The organism is Vibrio sp. ECSMB14106 (assembly GCF_000972265.1).
GTDB classification, from domain to species: domain Bacteria; phylum Pseudomonadota; class Gammaproteobacteria; order Enterobacterales; family Vibrionaceae; genus Vibrio; species Vibrio kanaloae.
Genome location: NZ_LAUM01000004.1, coordinates 145,344 through 166,487, shown reverse-complemented (window position 1 = coordinate 166,487; position 21,144 = coordinate 145,344). Strand labels below are relative to the sequence as shown.

Genomic DNA, 21,144 nt, shown 5'->3' with positions numbered 1-21,144 from the left:
GTTTCGGGCTTTAAACTCAATCACCCTAGCATCACAGGGCGTAAATGAGTAAAATCTGATTAGGTTTAATATTTAGGTAAGTATCATGAGCGATTTTGAAAAAGAACTAGAGCAGATGACTCAAGAGATGGGCGATGAGCCCGAAGTGAAACTGCCATCACTTGAAGAGCAAAAAGCGATCGTTGCTGAATTTAAGCGACTAGAAGCGGAAGGCAAGCTAACACCTGAAGTGTTAGAAAAGCATTTTGGCCAGTTCAATAAAAAAAGTGATACGCCAATCCACTAAGCTCAAAACAAACCATAGTGCTTAAAGTATCTGGTTGTGCTGAAGCTCAAATTAAACAGATAAAGGTCTAGCACATGCTAGACCTTTTTTATTGCCGTTATCAAAAACCGCCTATTCAATGAAAGAGAAATGAGTTTTAGAAAATGAAAAAATCCCCCTTGTACTAAGTAAGAGGGATTTGATATGGGCAAGTTATATCTTAAAAGGCGAACTGGTTAATCTGTACCGTACTCTTTGTACAAACGACGACATCCGCGGCCATCGCTGTGGAACAGGTGACAACGGTGTGCTGGGATACCAATCGCCAACTTGTCACCTGATTCGATTGTTAACGTGTCTGGCTGGCGATAGATAACGTCAGCATCGGCACTTTCAAGGTTTAGGTAAACCTGAGTTTCGTTACCTAGCTTCTCAACCATCATCACTTCAGCTTCAATTGTCGCATCACCTGATTCAGCTGACATCAAGTGTTCAGGACGAACACCCAGAGACATACGGTCACCAGCATTAACGGTTGTACCATCAACAGGGATCCAGAAAGTCATGCCGTTTGAAAGCTGTACCAATACGCGTTCTGCTTCAGCCTGTTCAATGTGTACAGACATAAAGTTCATCTTCGGCGAACCAATAAAACCAGCAACGAAACGGTTTTGAGGGTAGTGATAAAGGTCTAGCGGCTTACCTACTTGAGATACGGAACCACCGTCAAGAACAACGATCTTATCTGCCATTGTCATCGCTTCGACTTGATCGTGGGTCACGTAAATCATGGTACAACCAAGTTGACGTTGCAGCTTAGTGATTTGCGAACGCATTTGAACACGTAGTGCAGCATCAAGGTTTGATAGCGGCTCATCAAGTAGGAATACGTTTGGTTGAGAAACCAGAGTTCGACCAATCGCAACACGTTGACGTTGACCACCAGAAAGTGCTTTAGGTTGGCGCTCTAGTAAGTGACCAAGCTGAAGAATCTCAGCAGCATGTTCAACACGCTTATCAATTTCGGCTTTGTTAGCGTTTGCTAGCTTCAGGCCGAAAGACATGTTGTCGTAAAGGTTAAGGTGAGGGTAAAGCGCGTAAGATTGGAATACCATACCTACGCCACGCTTTGAAGGCTCAACGTCATTCATGCGTTGGTCGCCAATGTACAAATCACCAGACGTAATGTCCTCTAGACCTGCGATACAGCGTAATAGCGTCGATTTACCACAACCTGATGGTCCAACGAATACTACGAACTCACCTTCGTTGATGTCTAAGGTTACGTCCTTAGAAATCTGTACATCACCATATGATTTATAAACGTTTTTTAACGTGACACTCGCCATCTAGCTAGTCCTCGATCGATCAAATTTTAAGTTTTACTGCTTATCATTATAAGAAATTTTTGGGTCAGCAGTAACTGTAGGAATTGGTAAGTATTGAATGAGTAAGAAAAAAGTGGGTGAGACTTGGATTCTTTAACCAAGCCCACCCATCATAGCCAAACTGGTGCCTATTTCCCCCACATCCAGCTAAATCTCCCCCGTGATTCAATCACAGATTTAGCTCGATGCTTAATAAAGACAACAGCGGGCAGTGAAGCCAACTAAATGAACAATGCTTAAACGCATAACATCTGCTGGTAAAGGGTTCTTACTATCCACTCTTGGATGAATGCAGTTTCGGTGAATTGGTGCAATCGTACATCCTCCCAATGAAAATTTAACGAGGGGGAGTAGGAGGGGAGGAGTAGATAAATGAGGTTATTGATAATAGCCGATCCAGTTCAAATAAATCCACGGCATAACGGTGACTGTGATCACGATGAGTATGTGTTTTGTGATTTTAGTCTCTAATCTGACCGGATGATGATCACGAAATTAAGCCATAATAGCTAGGGCGTAGTGGCTAGGATGATGAGTTAAAGTCTATTTTCTCAGATCATAAGCGCTGAAAACTGGCTCGTCTTGGTTGATGTGCCCTACGTATAAATATAAAAAGGATATTCACATGAAAAACGCTCTAAGCGCTGTAGCTCTAGGTACATTAGTTGCTCTGGGTTCTTTTGGTGCAAATGCTGCTATCGAAGAAGGACAACTAACAATCTGGGTAGGTGGTGACAAAGCTTATGAAGGCATGGCTGAAGTAGGTAAACGCTTCGAAGAAGATACTGGTGTTAAAGTAACAGTGGCTTTCCCTGACAAACTAGAAGAGAAATTCTCTCAAGTTGCAGCAGCTGGTGATGGCCCAGACATGATCTTTTACGCACATGACCGTTTTGGCGGCTATGCAGAAGCAGGGCTTCTTGTTGATATCAAACCTTCTAAAGAAACGAAAGAAGGTATCGTAGATTTCGCATGGGACGCTGTTTCATACGAAGGTAAAACAATCGCATACCCTGTAGCGGTTGAGTCAGTTTCTCTAATTTATAACAAAGCGCTTGTTCCTAACCCACCTAAGTCTTGGGAAGAAATTCCAGCACTTGATGCTGAGCTTCAAAAAGATGGCAAAAAAGCGATCATGTGGCCTCTACGTGGCGGCGCTTACTTCACATGGCCTCTACTTGCAGCTGACGGTGGTTACGCATTCAAACAGACTGCAGAAGGTTATGATATTAAAGATGCGGGCGTAGCGACTGACGGTGTTCAGAAGTCTCTAGGTTTCATCGAGAAGATGGTACAAGACAAAGTTATCTCTGCAGACATGGATTACTCAGTTGCTGAGTCTGAATTTGTAGCGGGTAACGTTGCAATGACAATCAACGGCCCTTGGGGTTGGGAAAACATCAAGAAAGCTGGCGTAGATTACGGCGTAACAACTTTACCTAAGTTCAACGGTAAAGCGTCTAAACCTTTCGTTGGTGTATGGGCGGGTGGTATCAGCACGGCGTCTCCAAACCGCGACCTAGCTGTTGAATTCATGGAAAACTACCTACTAACAGATGAAGGTATGAAGAGCCTGAACGACGACAAGCCACTAGGCGCTGTTGCTCTTAACTCTTTCCAACGTCAACTAGACAGCGATACTCGTATTGCAGCAACAATGGACAACGCGATGAACGGTGAAATCATGCCTAACATCCCTCAGTTCACAACATTCTGGTACAGCATGGAAGAAGCGATCGGCAACGTAGTTGACGGCCGTCAATCAGTAGACCAAGCACTAAAAGCTGCTGAAGGTCGTATGGTTAAGTAACACCCAAGTACTACCTTTTAAGGAGGGGGTAACCTCTCCTTACTTTTCTATTTTTTATCTATATCGCTAGCAGGTTCCTCTATGCAGTCAGTTCAAGGTACAGATGCTATCCCAGCACCATCAAGCCTTCCAAGCAGTAAAAGCGTCTTCATCAAATGGGGGTTGCTTGGTAGCGTTGGCTTAATAAACGGCTACGCTACAATTCTTATGTATTCTCGCGGTGAGCTCGCTTTTGCGCTGCTTACAGTGATCTTAACGGCTTTGGCACTTTACATTTTTGGCAGTAAAAAAACTTACGCCCACCGTTATATTTACCCAGGTATTGCCGGAATGATCTTGTTCATTCTTTTCCCTTTGGCATACACCGTAGGGCTTGCGTTTACTAACTACAGCGCGAAAAACCAGCTTTCTCTAGAGCGTACTCAAACCGTTCTTTTAGAGCGTTCTTTCCAAAGCGGTGAGAGTTACCCATTTACTTTGTACAAAACAGGTGATGGTCACCAGATCGTCGTAAAAGATGGCGACCAGCTGTTAGCGACTGATGTATTTTCTCTAGACAATATGACATCGTCAGAGATGGACCTATCTGTCATCGAATCTGCGCAAGGTGAGAAAGAGAAGATCAAGGCGATCATCCAAAACCGAGCAGCGATCAGTGGTGTTGATTTTAATTTACCAAACGGTGATGACATCCGAATGAGCGGCTTACGTAAGTTTGCTTCTGTTGCTCCGCTTTACACGCTACAAGACGATCAAGAAACGTTAATCAACAATGAAACGGGTGAAGTTCTCAAGCCAAATATGGATGTGGGTTTCTACCAGCCTGTTGATGCAAACGGTGAGTTTACAGGTAATACAATCTCTCCAGGTTTTGTAGTTAGCATTGGTACGCATAACTTTGAACGTGTGTGGAAAGATGATGGCATCAAAGAACCTTTCATCAGCATCTTTATTTGGACGGTTATCTTCTCGGTATGTACCGTAGCGTTCACGCTTGTTATCGGCCTAGTGCTAGCAAACATCGTGCAATGGGAAGAGCTGAAAGGTCGTTCTATCTATCGTGTTTTACTGATTCTGCCTTACGCCGTACCCGCGTTCATCTCAATTCTTATCTTTAAGGGTCTATTCAACCAAAGCTTTGGTGAGATCAACATGGTGTTAGAGAACATCTTCGGCTTAAGCCCGAACTGGTTCTCTGACCCGGTTCTTGCGAAAACCATGGTGTTGATTGTTAACACATGGCTAGGTTTCCCTTACATGATGATTCTATGTATGGGCCTGCTTAAAGCGATTCCTGATGACTTGTACGAAGCGTCAGCAATTGATGGTGCGAATTTCCTTGATAACTTCAAGCGCATTACGTTCCCATTGATGATTAAGCCGCTAACACCGCTATTGATTGCAGCGTTTGCGTTTAACTTCAACAACTTCGTAATGATTCAACTATTGACGAATGGTGGACCGAATATGATTGGCACTTCTGAGCCTGCTGGTTACACAGACTTGCTTGTAAGCTACACGTACCGAATTGCATTCGAAGGTGGCGGCGGTCAAGACTTTGGTCTAGCAAGTGCAATCGCAACGCTTATATTCCTATTGGTTGGTGCACTCGCGTTACTAAACCTTCGTTTCACTAAACTGTCTCAAGATTAAGGAGCACGACAATGGCTATGGTACAAGGTAAAGGCCTTAAATACCGAGTGTGGGCAACGCATGCAGTGTTGTGGTGCTTCTTGGCAATGATTATCTTCCCGCTATTGATGATCATCGCGATCTCGTTCCGTGAAGGTAACTTCGCAACCGGTAGTTTGATTCCAGATAACCCATCATTGGAACACTGGAAGCTAGCATTGGGTATGTCAGTGGTGAACGCAGATGGCTCGGTAACGCCGCCTCCATTCCCAGTACTAACTTGGTTATGGAACTCAGTTAAAGTAGCGGGTGTGACATCGATTTTAATCGTGGCACTGTCAACGACATCGGCTTACGCATTTGCTCGTATGCGCTTCAAAGGTAAAGAAACTATCCTGAAAGCGATGATGATTTTCCAAATGTTCCCAGCAGTACTGGCTCTTGTGGCTATCTACGCGCTGTTCGACAAACTTGGTCAATACATTCCGTTCTTAGGCTTGAACACACACGGTGGTCTAATCTTCTCTTACCTAGGTGGTATCGCACTGCACGTATGGACGATTAAGGGTTACTTTGAAACGATTGATAACTCTCTGGAAGAGGCTGCAGCCCTTGATGGTGCAACGCCTTGGCAAGCATTCAGACTGGTTCTACTCCCGCTGTCTGTGCCAATTCTAGCGGTTGTGTTTATCCTATCTTTCATCGCGACAGTGGGTGAGGTGCCAGTAGCATCTATCCTGTTAACCGATGTGAACTCTTACACACTAGCAGTAGGTATGCAGCAGTACCTATACCCTCAGAACTACCTATGGGGTGACTTTGCGGCAGCGGCTGTACTTTCAGCGCTTCCGATTACTATCGTGTTCTTACTTGCTCAACGTTGGTTAGTTGGCGGTTTGACGGCAGGTGGTGTAAAAGGATAAGCTGTAGCCTATAAGAAAGAAAAGAGCGACCTTTAGGTCGCTCTATATTGGCATTTTTATTACATCATTTGGTTTGGCCGCCGATCAGTAATAAAAATAACCCTCAGGTTACGCATAGCTGGCTGCTAATCAGGTTCCTTACGCTATTAATGATTAGTGGTTTTTGTAACTCTAACCCAGGTACTTACTTGGGTTTTTTTATGCCTGCTACTTTTTGCTTTTTATGTCAGCTTTACTCGTCAAAGCTTCGAGTCATCTCTCTTCTAACTCTTTCCTACTTCAATCTTCTTACTTGAAAAATGAACGAGTCTCACAAATCAGGCTCATCAGTATAAGGAGCTGTTGTTATATTGACATATTACTAATAATCCAATGCGTGATACTTCAATTATTTGCATGCAACGAATCCCCAGGTTGCATAGAAAGTGTGTATAGAGACGGAAGGCAGTTGTGAATCTTAAGGAGTTATAATTCAGGGTTATGGAATGGAGCTAAAGCAATAGTGAATGGCTAATGGCCGAAACTCAGCGCTCAGGCCAACTTAAGATTGATAGTTATAGAATATGAACTTTGAGCTTTCGAAGCTAAAACTCTCGACTCGAAGGCGCGCAACCCAAATGTTGCAACAACACATAGATGCTTTCTTGATCGAGTGCTACGCGACGAAATAAATCCGCAAACGTTGGGTCACCGCCGAAACAAGTCTGGATATAGTGGTTAATTTCACTGTTGTCGTAGCCTTCGACGTACAACGTTCTAACCCATTGATACTCAACCGCCTTCAAGTTGTTCAGTGTAGCTTCGCTAAGAGTAGGGGGTGTCACGCTCAAGTTTGGCTCCGGGGAAATAAAATACAATCTATTATGAGTGGTGGTATTTAATCAGAGCAAAATGACGACTTTATTACAGTCAAAATAAATCAGTGAACCAGCGTTAAATCATTCCAACCTTTGGCTGAATATCACGTTTTATCGACAACATTGAATTTGTAGCGGTTTATTTGTGTGGGGTATTAGATACAAAAATGCCAAGCATGTGCTTGGCATTTTAATAAATCTATGTAGGGTAGCATGACCTTATTTGAGGTACCTCACGTGCGCTTCCATCTCTTCGCCAATTTGTTTTCGCATTTTCATTAGGCGAATAGCAGAATCTCTTAACTCGATGTCTTCTGGTGTTTCAGGGACCCATTCAGGCACTTTAGTTGGAGTGCCATTTTCATCTACAGCTACCATAATAACAATACAGTGAGTCGTCAGGCGGTTGTTAAGGTCTTTTGGATCGCTCGCTTGAACGTCTATTGCAATATGCATTGAAGATGAACCCGTGTAGATTACCTTCGCGCTGACCTCCACCAAGTTGCCTACATGGATTGGTGCGACAAATCGAATACCGCCGGCATAGGCCGTTATACAATACTTACCACTCCACCCTGCAGAACAGGCATAAGCCGCTAAATCGACCCATTTCATTACTGCTCCCCCATGAACCTTACCACCAAAGTTCACGTCCCCAGGCTCAGCTAAAAAACGCAGTATAACGTCTCGTTTACCATTTTTTTGGCTATTGTTACTGCTCATCTATCTTCCTTCATTCATTATTATTGTTCTGCATAACATGCTTGTTACTTGCTAGTAACAATATACTTAAGATGACATAAATTAAAGCGGATAATTTCACGGTTAAGACTATTTTTTCAAACAGATGACAAACCGGTGAATATTGATGTCTATTGGGATGGGAGGCGAGAGGTAAACGCTAGGTGGCTATCTTGTGAGTAAGCTGAGAAGAAGAAAAAACACCTAGCGCGATGCTAGGTGTTTTTAAGCCGTTAGATACTCATATTGGTACCTTTTTATATTTGCCAACTAACCGCTGTTTGTCTGGTTTAGTTTAAATGATTCTAGCTCATTTACCACTAAAGTGGTAGTCAGTTTGTTTTGTTAATCAGCTCATCTTTTACAAAGTATAGATCCTTTACGTGAGTTTTGCCTTTCGGAATATTGATTGGTAATTACTTATTTACACTTGGTACTAACTTCAATCTTGTAAAGGTATTCATGTTAAAAGTACATTAAGTGATTTCTTAATTTCGTTACACGTTCAAGTTGATTCTCCCACCTTGTGAACTTGTTGCAAGAGCTCACTGTGGCTAACGGAGCAGGTACTGAGGAAATGTCGATGAAAGTGTTTTCACTAATCTAACCGAGCTAAAACGAGCTTAGCTTTGTTGTGGCAAAGGCGCTTCAAGTATCGGTTTTCTTTTAATTTGCGCGAGAATAACACCAGAGATCACCATCACACCGCCAATGATATGGAATTGATTAATCTCTTCACCTAACCATGTAGCAGCCAGTACAATCGCGACAACAGGCATTAAGTTCATAAACATCGCACTGGAATCTGCTCCTATGGTGTCAATCGCCTTCACCCACATCCATGGCGCGAGAATAGAAGCAGCAACTGCAGCGTAAGCTATGAGCGGGATGGCTTGCTGTGATGGTATTAGTTGCTTACTTGTCAACCAAAGTGGAGTCAACATCGCAACGGCAAACAAACCTTGAACATAAATCACAACTCCGCTGCTAACTGGCATTTTCCAACGTTTTAGCAAAACACAATAAGAAGCGTAAACGAGTGCTGCAATCAGCATGTACCCATCACCTTGAGTGAGTTCTTGGTGAATGAAGAACAAAGGATCTCCTTTACCAAGCATGAGTGCCAACCCCGACAATGACAATACACCACCAATAATACTTAAGCGCGAAACCGATTTGTGTAGCAAAGGAACGCTCAAGAAGACACTGAACAATGGTACCAAAGAAGTGATCAAGGCCATGTTAGAAGCGGTTGTCGTTAAGCCCGCGTAATAACCCAGAGATTGGTTCATCGCCATGCCTAAAAAGCCAAGGAAAGCTAGCTTAGGTAGGTTAGGTTTGATTATTGCCCATTGTTTTATCACTGAACGTATACAAAAAGGGGTAAGAATTAACATCGCGATGAACCAACGGTAAAAACTCATTGCACTAGGTTCAATGGCGCTTGCTGCAAGTTTATTGACGATTGCATTTGCGCCCCATATACAGACCGTAAAAAATGGTAAGAGGTAATACATGTTAGTTCCGTTGCAAATGATTTGATGTGGCTAGTTTGACAGGTCGTTATACTTATAGATATCTTTAAAAAGACATCAGGCGCGATAGGAAGACAAGATTGAAAAAACACTCGAGAAACCTTCACCCATCCTTATCAATTGATAAGGCACCATCCAACGTATTTATGAATTTCGAAGCGTTCTTATCGAACACCGAAACTCGTGTACATAGCCACCCTTGGGGACAAGTGCAGTTGATTAGCGGTGGAATTCTTGAAATGGAAGCTGAAAATACTCGCTTCCTAGCACCGCCACACTTAGCTATTTGGGTACCTGCTGGGGTGAGGCACTGTAGTTACAACCGTAAGCCATTGGACTACTGTTCACTGAACATCGCTCGTGAGTTAACTCATGACTTGCCTGAAAAAACAAGCTTGATAACAATCACTCCAATTGTGTCTTCGATCATTGATGACTTTCGTCAGAGAAGCATCAATATTGCCGAGAGCGAGCAAGACCAAAGACTAATCCAAGTCTTACTGGATCAATTGGCTGAGCGTCAGGTTGAGCATCATTTTTTACCATCGACAGACAACAAATACTTAGCGCCGATCCTATCCGCTATAGAAGAAAACCCGACTGATGATATTTCCTTAAAAGATTGGGCAGAAAAAGTACACACGACAGAGCGTACTTTGTCACGACACTGCCAGAGTGAGTTAGGGATGAGTTTTACGGAGTGGCGATTGAGAGTACGCTACTTGTACTCTATGGATTTGTTGAGAAACGGCCAATCAGTCAAAGAAGTAGCACTAACTTTAGGTTATAACCAAGCGAGCCCGTTCATTTCAATGTTCAAAAAGTATTCGGGAAGTACCCCTGAACAATATAAGAACCGGTTGTTGTAATTCACTTATCTCGCTAAAACTGTATATTTTTCTGCTTTCTTTGATATTGAAGTATGCGTAACACAATTTTGCGTCGTCACTTCGTATACCAATAGTTCATCGACATCTTCGAGCGATTCACCTAGGCGGGTATGGTGAAAACTGTCGGTATTCTGTTTCTGAACGATTTCGGCATTTGGTCTTGAGATTGGGGTGTTTGGTATACATCTACCCTCAATAACTGAAATCTGTGATGTGCAAGTCAAGCTGCCACGTTATTGAGGGTTATGTTCATCAATTCTCACAACTACATAGCCAATACAAAATCTAATCTAGATTTGGGTAGATATAGCTTCCTCGTTTTTTGTAGTCTAAGATTGAAATTATACGATAAGTTACTGCAGGGCTTTAAAAATGAAAGGGATTATAGTTGCTGTGATTGCCACCTTAATCTGTGGATGGTTGAGTTTTGCTGCAAGCAGAACAATCCAAACAGGCCATATTCCCAAGGTAAAAATTGCCGTTTCTTTAACTCCGCTTAGTACACCTTTGTTTATAGCAGAAAGGTTGGGCTTTTTCGTTGATAACGATATCGATGTCGAACTCATCCCATGCGAAGGTGGCGTAAATTGCGCAAATTTACTTCAAAATAATACTGTGGACTATGCGACGGCGTCTGGAACTGTTGCTCTATTTAATCAGCATCAATACAATAATATATTAATAATTTCAAGCTTCGTTACTTCGAGCAATGATATAAAACTACTGACCCTTGATCAATTGAAGATAAATAGCCTTCAAGAATTATCAGGGAAAAAAGTTGGAATTATCAAATCAAGTGCCAGCGAACTGTATTTTGATTTTCTCTTAATATCAAATGCACTTCAGGAGCTCGATGTTGAAAGAGTATATCTTGAACCTCATGAAATGGTACCCGCTTTACTTTCTTTTCAAGTTGATGCCATATCCGTCTGGGAGCCATATGGATATAAAGCTTCGTTATTATCGACGACGCCTGTCATTGATTTAGGATTAAAGGGTATTTATCAACTTTCTTTCAATTTACTCGCAAAATCGCCTAGAACCATATTAAGCTCGACAGATAAAGAAATTTTATCTGCAATTTACCAAGCTACTCAATGGGTTGAAAAGCATCCTAGTGAAAGTATTTCGTTGATCTCAAATGAATTAGGAGTTGACCCTCAGCAGGTTAAGTGGGCGTGGGGGGATTACATATTTGAATTAACTAACGGTTATACTTTGCTTTCAAATCTACAGCTACAAGCGAGGTGGGCCTCAGAGAGAAAAATAATAGAAGGAGAGCCCATAGACGTTAGGTCATTTATTGACAATACCGCGTATATTGATCTTCAAACAAGTGGAGTCATTGAATGATTCATTCTTTAATATTTAAGATGAAAATTTTACTCGGTATTAGCGTGGTGATGGCTTTTTCGACGGCATGGTTGCTTTATGACCTCTACAACAGCCATATCGTTGCTACTAATAACCAAAACCAGCTTGTTAATCTTCAAAGAGAAGTCAGTTCTCTACAAGGGCAATTATGGCTATTCTTAGAGTATCAAGACAATAAGAGTTATAATAACTTAGTTAATCAGCAGGCCAAGTTTTCTCTTGGTATAGAAGAATCTAATATCCCAAAACCTCAAATAAAAAAAATCAAATTGCTAAATACCCAACTTGAAGAATTGATAGAGCAAGACAAGAAGTTTCAAATAGTTGTAAAAAATTCGATTCGAGATTCAAACTCCCTGATGCAAAGGCGTGCATTACTAAACGCTCGATATAACATGTTAATACAAAACATACATGAACACTTAGCGACCCAGCAAAAAAGAGAGTTATTACAAACGGAGAAGAGGACCGAAAATACAATCATTGATATTACGCGAGTACTCGCTCTGTTTTTTTTCGCTATCACAGCAATCTCTTACCGTTTGCTTAGAAAGTTCCGGACAGGATCGACAGCTATATCTGAAGGGATAATGAAGATCAAGGCTCGCGATTTTTCTCATCGGATAGAATGTACCAATATTGACCTAGAATTTAGTTCTTTAGGTGAAGCTTTCAACACCATGAGTGAAGAATTAGAGCAAAATGTAGTGACAAAATCTGTATTGGAAAATGAAGTTAATAAACAAACACTAGAGCTTAAACGGCAAAAGGTTGCACTGGAATATTTGTCTGGTCACGATTCCTTAACCGGAGTGATGAATCGACGTTCCTTTGAAGAGAGCCTTAAGGCGATGATATCAAGAGCCCAACGAACGGGAAGAATTATAGGAGTTCTGTTTATAGATTTGGATAAATTCAAATCTATAAATGATAATCACGGACACCGAATTGGTGATCAAGTTTTAGTTAAGGTAGCCGAACGCTTGCGAGAAAATACTCGATGTACCGATCTTGTCAGTCGATACGGAGGTGATGAATTTGTTATTGGTCTAGATTTGCTTGATGATAAAGAGTCAGTATTAGACAAAAAAACACAATTAGTTAGCGCTATAATGCGAACAGTTTCTATTGAAAGTAATGATTACCAAGTGGGTGCAAGTATCGGTATATCCTACTATCCCGATGACGGTGATAGCTACGAGCAACTTATTAATTCAGCTGATAAGGCCATGTATGTAGCGAAAAATAAAAAATTGGACTCTGCTTTATTGAAAAGTTATCAAGTCAATAACAAAGTAGTGTAGTTAATGTTAAGTCATGATATATATTTTAATCATAATATATATATCGGCCTTAACATGAAGGATATCTTGTTGTTACTTAAATTAAATCCCTTCAAGTAACACTCTCGAAGCTTGAAGGGATGTTAGCTAACCACTGGATCGTTCATTAAGTCATGTATTTAATTGGTTACTTGTGCCAAATGATTAGCGCCATCACTAATCACTTTCTGTGACTTTAAAAGCGTCGGGCTTAACGTAATTGCTTAACCACTTGTCGAGCACATGTTGTAGTGCACCTAATGAAGTAGGTTTTTCTAGGCGGCCATCCATCAATTTACGTATCATATCTAATTCGTATTGTCCTGACTCTCCAGAAAGAGCAATGATAGGTACATGGGGCGAACGAGCCTTTATTACTTGGCTTGCGTCAAAGCCATTCATGACTGGCATTTGCACATCCATTAAGATCAAGTCTACTTGGTTCGTTCTACACAGCTCGATGGCATTTTCACCGTTTTTTGCTTGTATGCTGTTAACCCCAAGTCGAGTTAAATACATTTGAACAAGCGTACGTTGTACTTCTTTGTCGTCGACAATGAGTACTGTCGGTGCTTGGCTACCACTTCCGGCTTGTTTTACTAAGTGAACGTCGGCTTTGGCTTTATCTTCTGCTGTTGTTTGGTTTTGTTTCCAATCATTGAAGTAAGGTGTACGCAGCGTTGCTGCTTTGGGAGCGTTAGGCACAACCGGGAAATACAACTTGAACTCAGTAAACTCACCAAGTTTAGATTGACATTCAACTCTGCCACCAAATGAGCGCATAACGCGTTGGCAATAACCTAAGCCTAAGCCGCTACCACCGCTTTTTTGATGAGAAAAAAAGTCATCGAAGATCTTGTGAGAAATGGTTTCGTCAATGCCCGGGCCGGTATCACGAAATGTGAGGACGTTCTCGTAAGCCCCTGTTTTGGTGCTGATCTCAATTTGGCTATCTGGATAGGAGTCAAAGTAATAGATCGCATTACGTATTAAGTTAAAAATAACGAAGTTAAATAAGGTCTCATTCAATTTTACAACAAAATCATCATGTTGTGGCAAACGAATCCGCTCAATAATATTCTCATTTTCGAAACCATAGTGGCTTACAGCCTGATCTACGGCTTTGTGAATAGAGGTCACCGTAATTGGTTCATGTTCTGGTGAGCTATCACTGACTTCGCGTAAGATGATGTCAATCAACTGTCGTCCACGTTGGATGGCAGCTTGACCACTCTCAATATCAAGTTGGATTTGTTTAGCTGGTGCTTGATTATCAATGTGCTGTTTTAATACTTCAAAATGCAATTGTACTTGGGCGAGTGGGTTACGCATTTCATGAGCAATTGAATTAGCAAGTGCACGGCTTTGTCGGATGCGCTTATCTGCTTCGATGGTACTTTGTACACGAGTTAATAAGGTCTGTAGCGCAGAGATCTCTTCATTAGAGAACATCTGATCATTGCTCTTGTGTGAAGAGACCAATAAGTGTGTGACCGACTCACCCTGGCCAAACAACGGCATCACCAAGGCGGTGTTGTTGGAACGCATTTTTTCATACAGTGCTTTTATTGAGCGTTTCATCGGTGCTGTGTAACCTAGCTCCTCAGAAAGTTCATCGAACACCAAAACTGACTTGTTTGTCGAAAGGTAATCCTCGTAGAGGGTTTCATTGTAGTTACTGTTAATTAGTCGCAGCTTGTCCTCTGGAATTTGTAGTAGGTGGCCTAAGCGACGCATCGCATCATCAATAGAGAGCTTGAAATCTTCTTCCAGAGCAAGGATTTGCTGGACTGGTGTTTTTGGGTTTCCGTAAATCAAGAAAGAGGCATAGCGACTCACGCGTTTGTAGAGAACATGCCAGGTGATACCAATAAGTGCGCAGATTGGGACTGCTACTAGCCATTGATTGTTGTCGGTCAATGGGATGAATATAGCGCCGAAAGGTATCACTAAAATAACACAAGCCAACAGCGCGTTGAGGCTCATGTAGGCGAGATACTTCACACTGTAGAAACGCGAGGTTAGCAGGGCATAACCAACGAATAACATTTCACTAATAGACAATGCTGGAGGCAACCAAGTGAGTGAGAAATCACGCAAAAAATAGGTTATACCGAGGTGAATTGTCGCGGTAGACAGCATGAATACCAAGATACCTGCAATCATGTAGCCGGTTTTAGTTAATGTGAGCTTGCTACTGTTGGCGCGCATGGCCATTAGGTTACTTAGTGTAAGAACAACAAAACTAATCATTCCAATGAAAAAATATGGCGTATGCGGACCGAATTCAATAACGAATTTGCTAGGGCCAGTAATGATGACATCTTCAACGGTTAACCCCGGACTTAAGTTAATAAAGAAGGAGTAGACCGTAAAAGTAACGAAAATAGCTTGTTGCCACAGGTGGACCTTACCATTACGTTGTTCTGCAGCGAGTTGGCACGAGAAGTAGTAGGCGAAGGCAAATGCAAAGAACGAGGCAAGATTAGCAATTTTTGCGGTCAATATTGCGGCTGAAGTACCAAGATCCGGCAACAAGTCGGAATGGAAGTAGGCGTTACTGCTGATCCACGCAACAATACAAACCGAGTACGCGATGTAAGGTGCATGGTGTGTACCTGCGATCACTTCGTTCTTTTGTTTAAGGCGATAGCAATAGTAGAGTAACCACATCACGACTACAGCAACCGTCGCAAGAAGCGTTATCGCTTTGGCGTGGATGACCGCTTCTAAGCCGAAATCAAACATGTTCATCCTTATTTACCGAGTTTGGTTTATGTACAGAGTTTTGTTTTTCTATCGAGCCAAGTTTTCTGCTTTCACGAACTCGGTGTTTGTAACGGCGAAAATCTGTGTTACTGAACACTTTTACCATCATTTCGAAATTCCAGAACCCGCGATAAATTGTTGTACCATCACCATTTAACTCGCAATATCCAGAGTGGAAATAGGCTTTTGGGTCGATAGCTTGATAAAACTGAAGCATGAAAGGTTGCTCAATAATGGTGAAGCCGATTTTGTAGCCAACTTGGTGTAATACGCTCATCAACTCTTTTTGAGCGAGATAGAGGAAGTAGAGCTTTTGTTGGGTATTCCCGCTTACTGTTAGACGGAGGATTTCACAAATAGCGCGCTCATCGGTCAATTGTAATTGGAACTGGTTATCAAATTCAGGCAAAGAGTAACATTTTGAGAGCGTCGATGGCGTGAAAAGCTGTAACTTTACTAATTGATCGTAACCATGACTTGGTAAACAGTATTGCCATTGCTCATTACTGAACGGTGGTGCGTAACTTAACCAAGTTTCATTTTTTGACCAATCTTGAATGAGCGCAGAAGAAACCAGTGTCGGAAAGGCTTCGCTGGCTGGGTGCTTGAGTAGAATAAAGTGCTTACCCGTTTGAGATAGGTGCAGTAAAGGCAGCATCTCAAACCATTTTTCACCCTTTATGAATACCTCAAGATTGCTCAAAGCGATAGCATCGCATATTGGCATTCCTTGTGGATGACTCGGTGTTTGTACGATAAGTTGATCATTCTCTATCTGTTCAATGATCGCATCATAGTAAGCACTATCTTCAACGGGGAGATCTACAGAAGAGTGGAGCGGGGCTTTTAATGGTGACTTTGCTTTTATTACGGCAATTTCACACTCACACCAAAATTCTAACCAATGCATGTAGCACTGGCCTACGACTGCTTCAAGTTGAATTATCTCGGATGATAAGGTGCTTGGATAGCGCTGAATGAGATCTCGATAATCCATTAAATCAAATAATACAGAGAAGCTCTTGTTTTGGTGTTCAGAGAAGAGTGATTCTAATTGGTTTCTACGATAGTTTGTTACGGTATGGAAAAGAACTGTGCGCTCTTGTGGCTGATAAGCACCAATAACGAGTTCTATTAGCGCTCGTTGTTTTTTTTCGATAGACAGACTGCTAGCCAACAGTGAGCCTAAAGACGACGTTAATTTCATGTAGTTAGCCTAGCCTGGGTTTATTGATTATTATTCGATCTGGCACCAGTCACCGGACATTTATTTTAAGTATTTGATGTAACGTTACATAGAGTGAGCAACAACAACTCTCGTCTATTGCGTGAACATAAGCTGCACAATCGGGCCAAGTTTACTACTTAAGCTTACCCTTAACAACAGCGCTTTATCATGTGGATTTTAATTTGTAAATTACAATATTATCAGTATCTTGCGTGAGTTTTTGGTACGTTTAGCCTGACGTATTCAAGTCGATCATTAACTTTTTGGTTCGATAAATGAGTGTGAAATATCTATTTTTTGAACCAACCTCATAATTAATACGCAACTGAATTCACCTTATAAATTACAAGGAATATAACGGCGGCCTTAAATATATAATCAATTCATGAGTGTTGTTATGTCTCATACCCGTTTATTCCCACGTCGTCGTTTGGCACTGGCTCTTGTTCTTGCCAGTATTTCCAGTTTTACTTTTGCTCAACATCAGTGTGATGTTCCTGACCTTCAGCGATCTCCTGATCTCGCTCTCGCTGTAGCAGCTGCGGATAGCAGCTGCTATAGCTCTTGGTTCTCAGCCCCGGATAATTCACTAGACAATATCTACAGTGAAGCGAGTCTAAGCCGTATTCAAATTGCACTTGACTTAGAAATTGCCCGTTACCGAGGTGAAGCTGAGCAAGCACGTAAACTGGAGAACTTTGGCGAGTTTATTCGTGCGGCTTATTACGTCCGCTATAACGCGCAAGTACAAGACTTCAGCGAAGCGTTGAGTCAGCGATTTGCTCAATCAACCAACGCTTTTTTAGCTAACCCTAACGCGCTAGATCAAGGCCGTGAACAAGTGGGGGCAATGAAAAGTCTGACGTTGATGGTCGATAACGTTAAGCAATTACCACTGACCATGGATGCACAACTTGCGGCACTTCGTCAATTCAACCGAGAAACCGCACAAGACACTCAATGGGTTGATGGTCTCAACAATCTATTTCGCGCAATGGCAGGACATGTTGCTCGAGATGACTTCTACGATTACATGACTAATCATACACAACACATCGATACGTTGGCGGCATTCGCGCGTGATAACATGTGGGCTTTGGACACGGATGCGAGCTTTCTGGTTTATAACGCAGTTCGTGAAACGGGTCGCTTGTTGGCAAGTCCAGATAAAGCAACCAGAGACAAAGCACTGCGAGTGATGCAACAAGTGATGGCACAAAACCCACTGGGTAGCGAGCACGATAAGCTTTGGTTAGCGGCGGTTGAGATGATGGGGTATTACGCACCTGACGGCTTGAATGGATTGGATCTAGAGCAAGCAAAACGTGATCTAGCAATGCGTATACTTCCTAACCGTCATGAGTGTCAAGGGCCTGCGATTATTCGCTCACAAGATTTAACACAAGCACAATCACTTGAAGCGTGTGATGTGCTCGCGGCGAAAGAGGTGGACTTCCATCAAGTTGCGAACACAGGTCAACAACCTGTGACTGACGACAATAACGAACGAGTAGAAGTCGTTGTGTTCGGCAGCAACGGCAGTTATGTAGATTACTCCTCTTTCTTATTTGGTAATACGACTGATAACGGTGGCCAGTATCTAGAAGGCGACCCTTCACAGGTGGGTAATGTTGCTCGTTTTATCGCTTATCGTTACGCCAATGGCGATGACCTTTCTATTCTCAACTTAGAGCATGAATACACTCACTATCTCGATGCACGCTTTAACCAATATGGATCGTTTAACGACAATCTGGCACACGGTTATGTGGTGTGGTGGTTAGAGGGGTTTGCCGAGTACATGCATTACAAGCAAGGCTACGATGCAGCGCTAGGCCTTATAAGCAAAGGAAAAGTGAGCCTGTCGGATGTGTTCGCGACTACATACTCTCACGACACTAATCGTATCTATCGCTGGGGTTACTTAGCGGTGCGCTTTATGTTGGAAGAACATCCGCAAGACGTAGAAAGCTTATTGGTATTATCTCGTTCTGGTCAGTTTGCTGAATGGGCGAAGCAAGTGAAATTCCTTGGGTCGCAATACAATGGTGAGTTTGAGCGTTGGTTAGACACAGTTTCAAGTGAGCCAACAGATCCGGTTGATCCTACAGAGCCGACGGACCCTACAAAACCGACAGAACAAGTCAAAGTACTTGCTGAAAATCAAAGTGTGGTGTTGAGCGGCGAGGCGTACAGCGAGCAGTTGTTCTATGTTGATGTGCCAGAGAACGTAACGCATTTTGAAGTTGCTATTCGACGTGAAGGTGAAGGGCACGGCGATGCGGATCTGTACATGAGTTACAACAGAGAAGCACATTACTATGACTTTGAGTTTAGCCAGTATCGAGACGACAGTAATGAGTTAGTGACGTTTGACCCTGAACCGTCAGGTTATATTAAATCAGGTCGCTACTACATGAGTATCACAGGTCGATCTGATTTTAGTAATGTGACATTGGTGGCATCTCTGGAGACAGAAACGCCAACACCACCAACACAAGATAAAGATGATTTAACACCGGTAGTATTGGAATCAGGTCACGCTCAAACCCTTACCGTTCATCAACAACGCTACGCTGCAGTCTATGTTCCGCAAGGTGTACAAGAAGTTCGAGTGTGGCTGAACGATAAAAGTAACAATGCGGAAAATGGACAGTCAAACACAGGCAACGTCGACTTATACGCAAGCAATTCATATTGGCCAACGGCAGGGCAACATGAATATCAGTCTGACTCCAATGGAAGCAATGAATATTTACAAATACCGGTAACTGAAGCGGGTTATCTGCACTTCTTGCTTGATGCAGAGCAACAAGGGGATGAAGTCGAAATGTTGGTGTATTTTCATTAATAAAATAGACATTAACACAAACAGTATTAACTGAAACGTCACCTACTTAAATGGTTTAAATATCAGGTAGGTAGACAGATAAAAGCCGGGCATCAGTGTCCGGCTTTGTATTTTTTAACAGTGTTCTGTGTTTATGGGTTAGTTACAGCGTCATCTCTGATGAAGTGATGACATTCGAGGTTTAAGCTTTCCTGCATATAAAACATCATTTTGAGTAACCTCTCGTGAATGATAGATGTAGAGAGAATTTATGAAGAAAGTACTATTGGCAACCTTGTTTAGTGTTGTTGCGTTAGCTGGATGTAGTCAGAAAACTGAGGTTTCTGAACAATCACAAGAGGAAATGAATCCTATTTGCAGCACTAAGAACCTGACCGGCGGTTGGTCACAAAGTGACATCACGCGAGAAGCTAAGCAAGCGCTAGATGTGGTTCTAGGGCAAATGAATACCACTGCTAAGCTCAAAAAAATATTAGGTGTTCGAATTCAGGTAGTCGCTGGTTTAAACTATGCTATCGAGTTTGAAATGGATAATGGTGAGGTGTGGAATACCATCGTGTACCGCTCTCTTCAAGGTGATATCGAAATGATGCAAGCCGCACAGCAAGGTCGTTTGTGCTCATAGTTTAGTTTTTTAAGACCTGATATTTTTAGAGAATCTATATTTATAGACAAGCTATGCTTGCAGACAGAAAATAGCAAATGGCTCCGTAACGGGAGCCATTTTTGATTCTGAAGAGGGGGTATGTAGTGAATCCCATAAAAATTGTTGAATTCGAACTCTTATAACTCCTTGACACAAGCTCGACTTATGTCTTCATCAATGTAGGCCATCCCAAGTTTGTTGAGATAGTCCATGCGATCGGCAGTACGTAATTCTATGTCAGGGCCTGCAATGTTGTTTTCTTGATAGATCTGACCCAAGTGTTCTATGAATTGCTCTCCCGTACTCATCATTAGTAGGCTCATAGCACCAACGTCTGGTCTTACTTTTTCGCGTTGTTGTTCTGATAGGTTCACCGCTAACACGACTGGTAGTTCTGTACCTGCAAAACGAACACTGCGCTCACGAACGGTTTGTTGAGCCCAGTAATACGCGAGCTCTTTACTCTGAGTTAAAAAGATAGGTTGGACGGATTCTGTGTAGTCGTTTCCGATAGTCGCCATGGTTTTTAAGGCAGCTTCGGTGAGTGATGTATCGCCAGAGCGTTTAAGCCCTTGAGTTTTAATTGAATCAAGTAAGGCAGAAGATGTGCCGTGATACCAAGTCTCACCAGTAGCGAAACCATTTTCTGACAGCAGTGTTTTAGCATCTTGTAGGTGTGTCGGTATTGAAGTCATAAGCACTCTCAATAAATAGGCATATCAATAAATAGGAAAACCATCAAACAGAATGTGATCAGTTTAAACAGAATTTTTCAGGGCAACAGTGGTGTGGAACACAAATCTGAGGCTTTGAGATGAAGCTGGCAGTACTAGCTTCATCCCAAAACCTCCTCCCTCCCGGCACCTAACAGGGAAAAGGGAAGGGGAGATTTTATAGGGGAAACGCTGTTAAC

Annotated in this window: 16 protein-coding genes; 9 read left to right on the top strand and 7 right to left on the bottom strand. The window is 42.3% G+C overall.

The features are described 5' to 3' along the window. Nucleotides 1-85 precede the first annotated feature (85 nt). Nucleotides 86-286, top strand: coding sequence for a hypothetical protein (locus WR49_RS04200; protein ID WP_017057910.1), 201 nt, complete (start codon nt 86-88; stop codon nt 284-286). A 215-nt stretch (nt 287-501) separates the two neighbouring features. Here WR49_RS04200 and malK read toward each other — a convergent pair whose 3' ends face one another. Beyond that, nucleotides 502-1,614, bottom strand: a complete 1,113-nt coding sequence (malK, locus tag WR49_RS04195; protein WP_046223171.1) for a maltose/maltodextrin ABC transporter ATP-binding protein MalK — start codon at nt 1,612-1,614, stop codon at nt 502-504. Nucleotides 1,615-2,278: 664 nt separating this feature from the next. Between malK and malE the strand changes: the two genes are divergently transcribed. The 3 genes from malE (at nt 2,279) to malG (ending at nt 6,018) form a co-directional block, all read left to right on the top strand. Then, entirely contained in the window at nt 2,279-3,463 is a 1,185-nt protein-coding gene (gene malE, locus WR49_RS04190; RefSeq protein WP_017057912.1) for a maltose/maltodextrin ABC transporter substrate-binding protein MalE, read from the top strand. Between the two features lie 81 nt (nt 3,464-3,544). Beyond that, on the top strand, nt 3,545-5,116 hold the full coding sequence (gene malF, locus WR49_RS04185) for a maltose ABC transporter permease MalF (RefSeq protein WP_046223170.1): 1,572 nt from the start codon (nt 3,545-3,547) through the stop codon (nt 5,114-5,116). Nucleotides 5,117-5,127: 11 nt separating this feature from the next. Then, on the top strand, nt 5,128-6,018 hold the full coding sequence (gene malG, locus WR49_RS04180) for a maltose ABC transporter permease MalG (protein ID WP_046223169.1): 891 nt from the start codon (nt 5,128-5,130) through the stop codon (nt 6,016-6,018). Between the two features lie 584 nt (nt 6,019-6,602). Here the strand turns inward: malG and WR49_RS04175 are convergent. The 3 genes from WR49_RS04175 to WR49_RS04165 all read right to left on the bottom strand — a co-directional run bounded on the left by WR49_RS04175 (nt 6,603) and on the right by WR49_RS04165 (nt 9,133). Continuing rightward, nucleotides 6,603-6,848: a hypothetical protein gene (locus tag WR49_RS04175; RefSeq protein ID WP_017057915.1), complete on the bottom strand. Its 246-nt coding sequence runs from the start codon at nt 6,846-6,848 to the stop codon at nt 6,603-6,605. A 246-nt stretch (nt 6,849-7,094) separates the two neighbouring features. Then, nucleotides 7,095-7,598, bottom strand: a complete 504-nt coding sequence (locus WR49_RS04170; protein ID WP_046223168.1) for an acyl-CoA thioesterase — start codon at nt 7,596-7,598, stop codon at nt 7,095-7,097. 641 nt (nt 7,599-8,239) lie between these two features. After that, entirely contained in the window at nt 8,240-9,133 is an 894-nt protein-coding gene (locus WR49_RS04165; protein WP_046223167.1) for a DMT family transporter, read from the bottom strand. 98 nt (nt 9,134-9,231) lie between these two features. Between WR49_RS04165 and WR49_RS04160 the strand changes: the two genes are divergently transcribed. The 3 genes from WR49_RS04160 (at nt 9,232) to WR49_RS04150 (ending at nt 12,719) form a co-directional block, all read left to right on the top strand. Continuing rightward, nucleotides 9,232-10,020, top strand: coding sequence for an AraC family transcriptional regulator (locus WR49_RS04160; protein ID WP_046223166.1), 789 nt, complete (start codon nt 9,232-9,234; stop codon nt 10,018-10,020). Nucleotides 10,021-10,413: 393 nt separating this feature from the next. After that, nucleotides 10,414-11,394, top strand: coding sequence for an ABC transporter substrate-binding protein (locus WR49_RS04155; RefSeq protein ID WP_046223165.1), 981 nt, complete (start codon nt 10,414-10,416; stop codon nt 11,392-11,394). After that, entirely contained in the window at nt 11,391-12,719 is a 1,329-nt protein-coding gene (locus WR49_RS04150) for a GGDEF domain-containing protein (RefSeq protein WP_046223164.1), read from the top strand. Before WR49_RS04155 ends, WR49_RS04150 begins: the two co-directional genes overlap by 4 nt. Nucleotides 12,720-12,914: 195 nt before the next feature. Here the strand turns inward: WR49_RS04150 and luxN are convergent, their stop codons facing one another. Beyond that, complete coding sequence (gene luxN, locus WR49_RS04145) at nt 12,915-15,485, bottom strand: quorum-sensing autoinducer 1 sensor kinase/phosphatase LuxN (RefSeq protein ID WP_046223163.1); 2,571 nt, start codon at nt 15,483-15,485, stop codon at nt 12,915-12,917. Further along, nucleotides 15,478-16,713 carry an acyl-homoserine-lactone synthase gene (locus WR49_RS04140; protein WP_046223162.1) on the bottom strand — a complete coding sequence of 412 codons (1,236 nt, stop codon included), beginning with the start codon at nt 16,711-16,713 and terminating at the stop codon, nt 15,478-15,480. Before WR49_RS04140 ends, luxN begins: the two co-directional genes overlap by 8 nt. 418 nt (nt 16,714-17,131) lie before the next feature. Between WR49_RS04140 and WR49_RS04135 the strand changes: the two genes are divergently transcribed. Together WR49_RS04135 and WR49_RS04130 are read left to right on the top strand one after the other, a co-directional pair. Beyond that, nucleotides 17,132-19,585, top strand: a complete 2,454-nt coding sequence (locus WR49_RS04135) for a M9 family metallopeptidase (RefSeq protein ID WP_046223262.1) — start codon at nt 17,132-17,134, stop codon at nt 19,583-19,585. Nucleotides 19,586-19,835: 250 nt separating this feature from the next. Then, nucleotides 19,836-20,210: a cystatin domain-containing protein gene (locus tag WR49_RS04130; protein WP_046223161.1), complete on the top strand. Its 375-nt coding sequence runs from the start codon at nt 19,836-19,838 to the stop codon at nt 20,208-20,210. 158 nt (nt 20,211-20,368) lie between these two features. Here the strand turns inward: WR49_RS04130 and WR49_RS04125 are convergent, their stop codons facing one another. Next, nucleotides 20,369-20,926 (bottom strand): hypothetical protein, encoded by a 558-nt coding sequence (locus tag WR49_RS04125; RefSeq protein WP_046223160.1) that lies wholly within the window; start codon nt 20,924-20,926, stop codon nt 20,369-20,371. Nucleotides 20,927-21,144 lie beyond the last annotated feature (218 nt).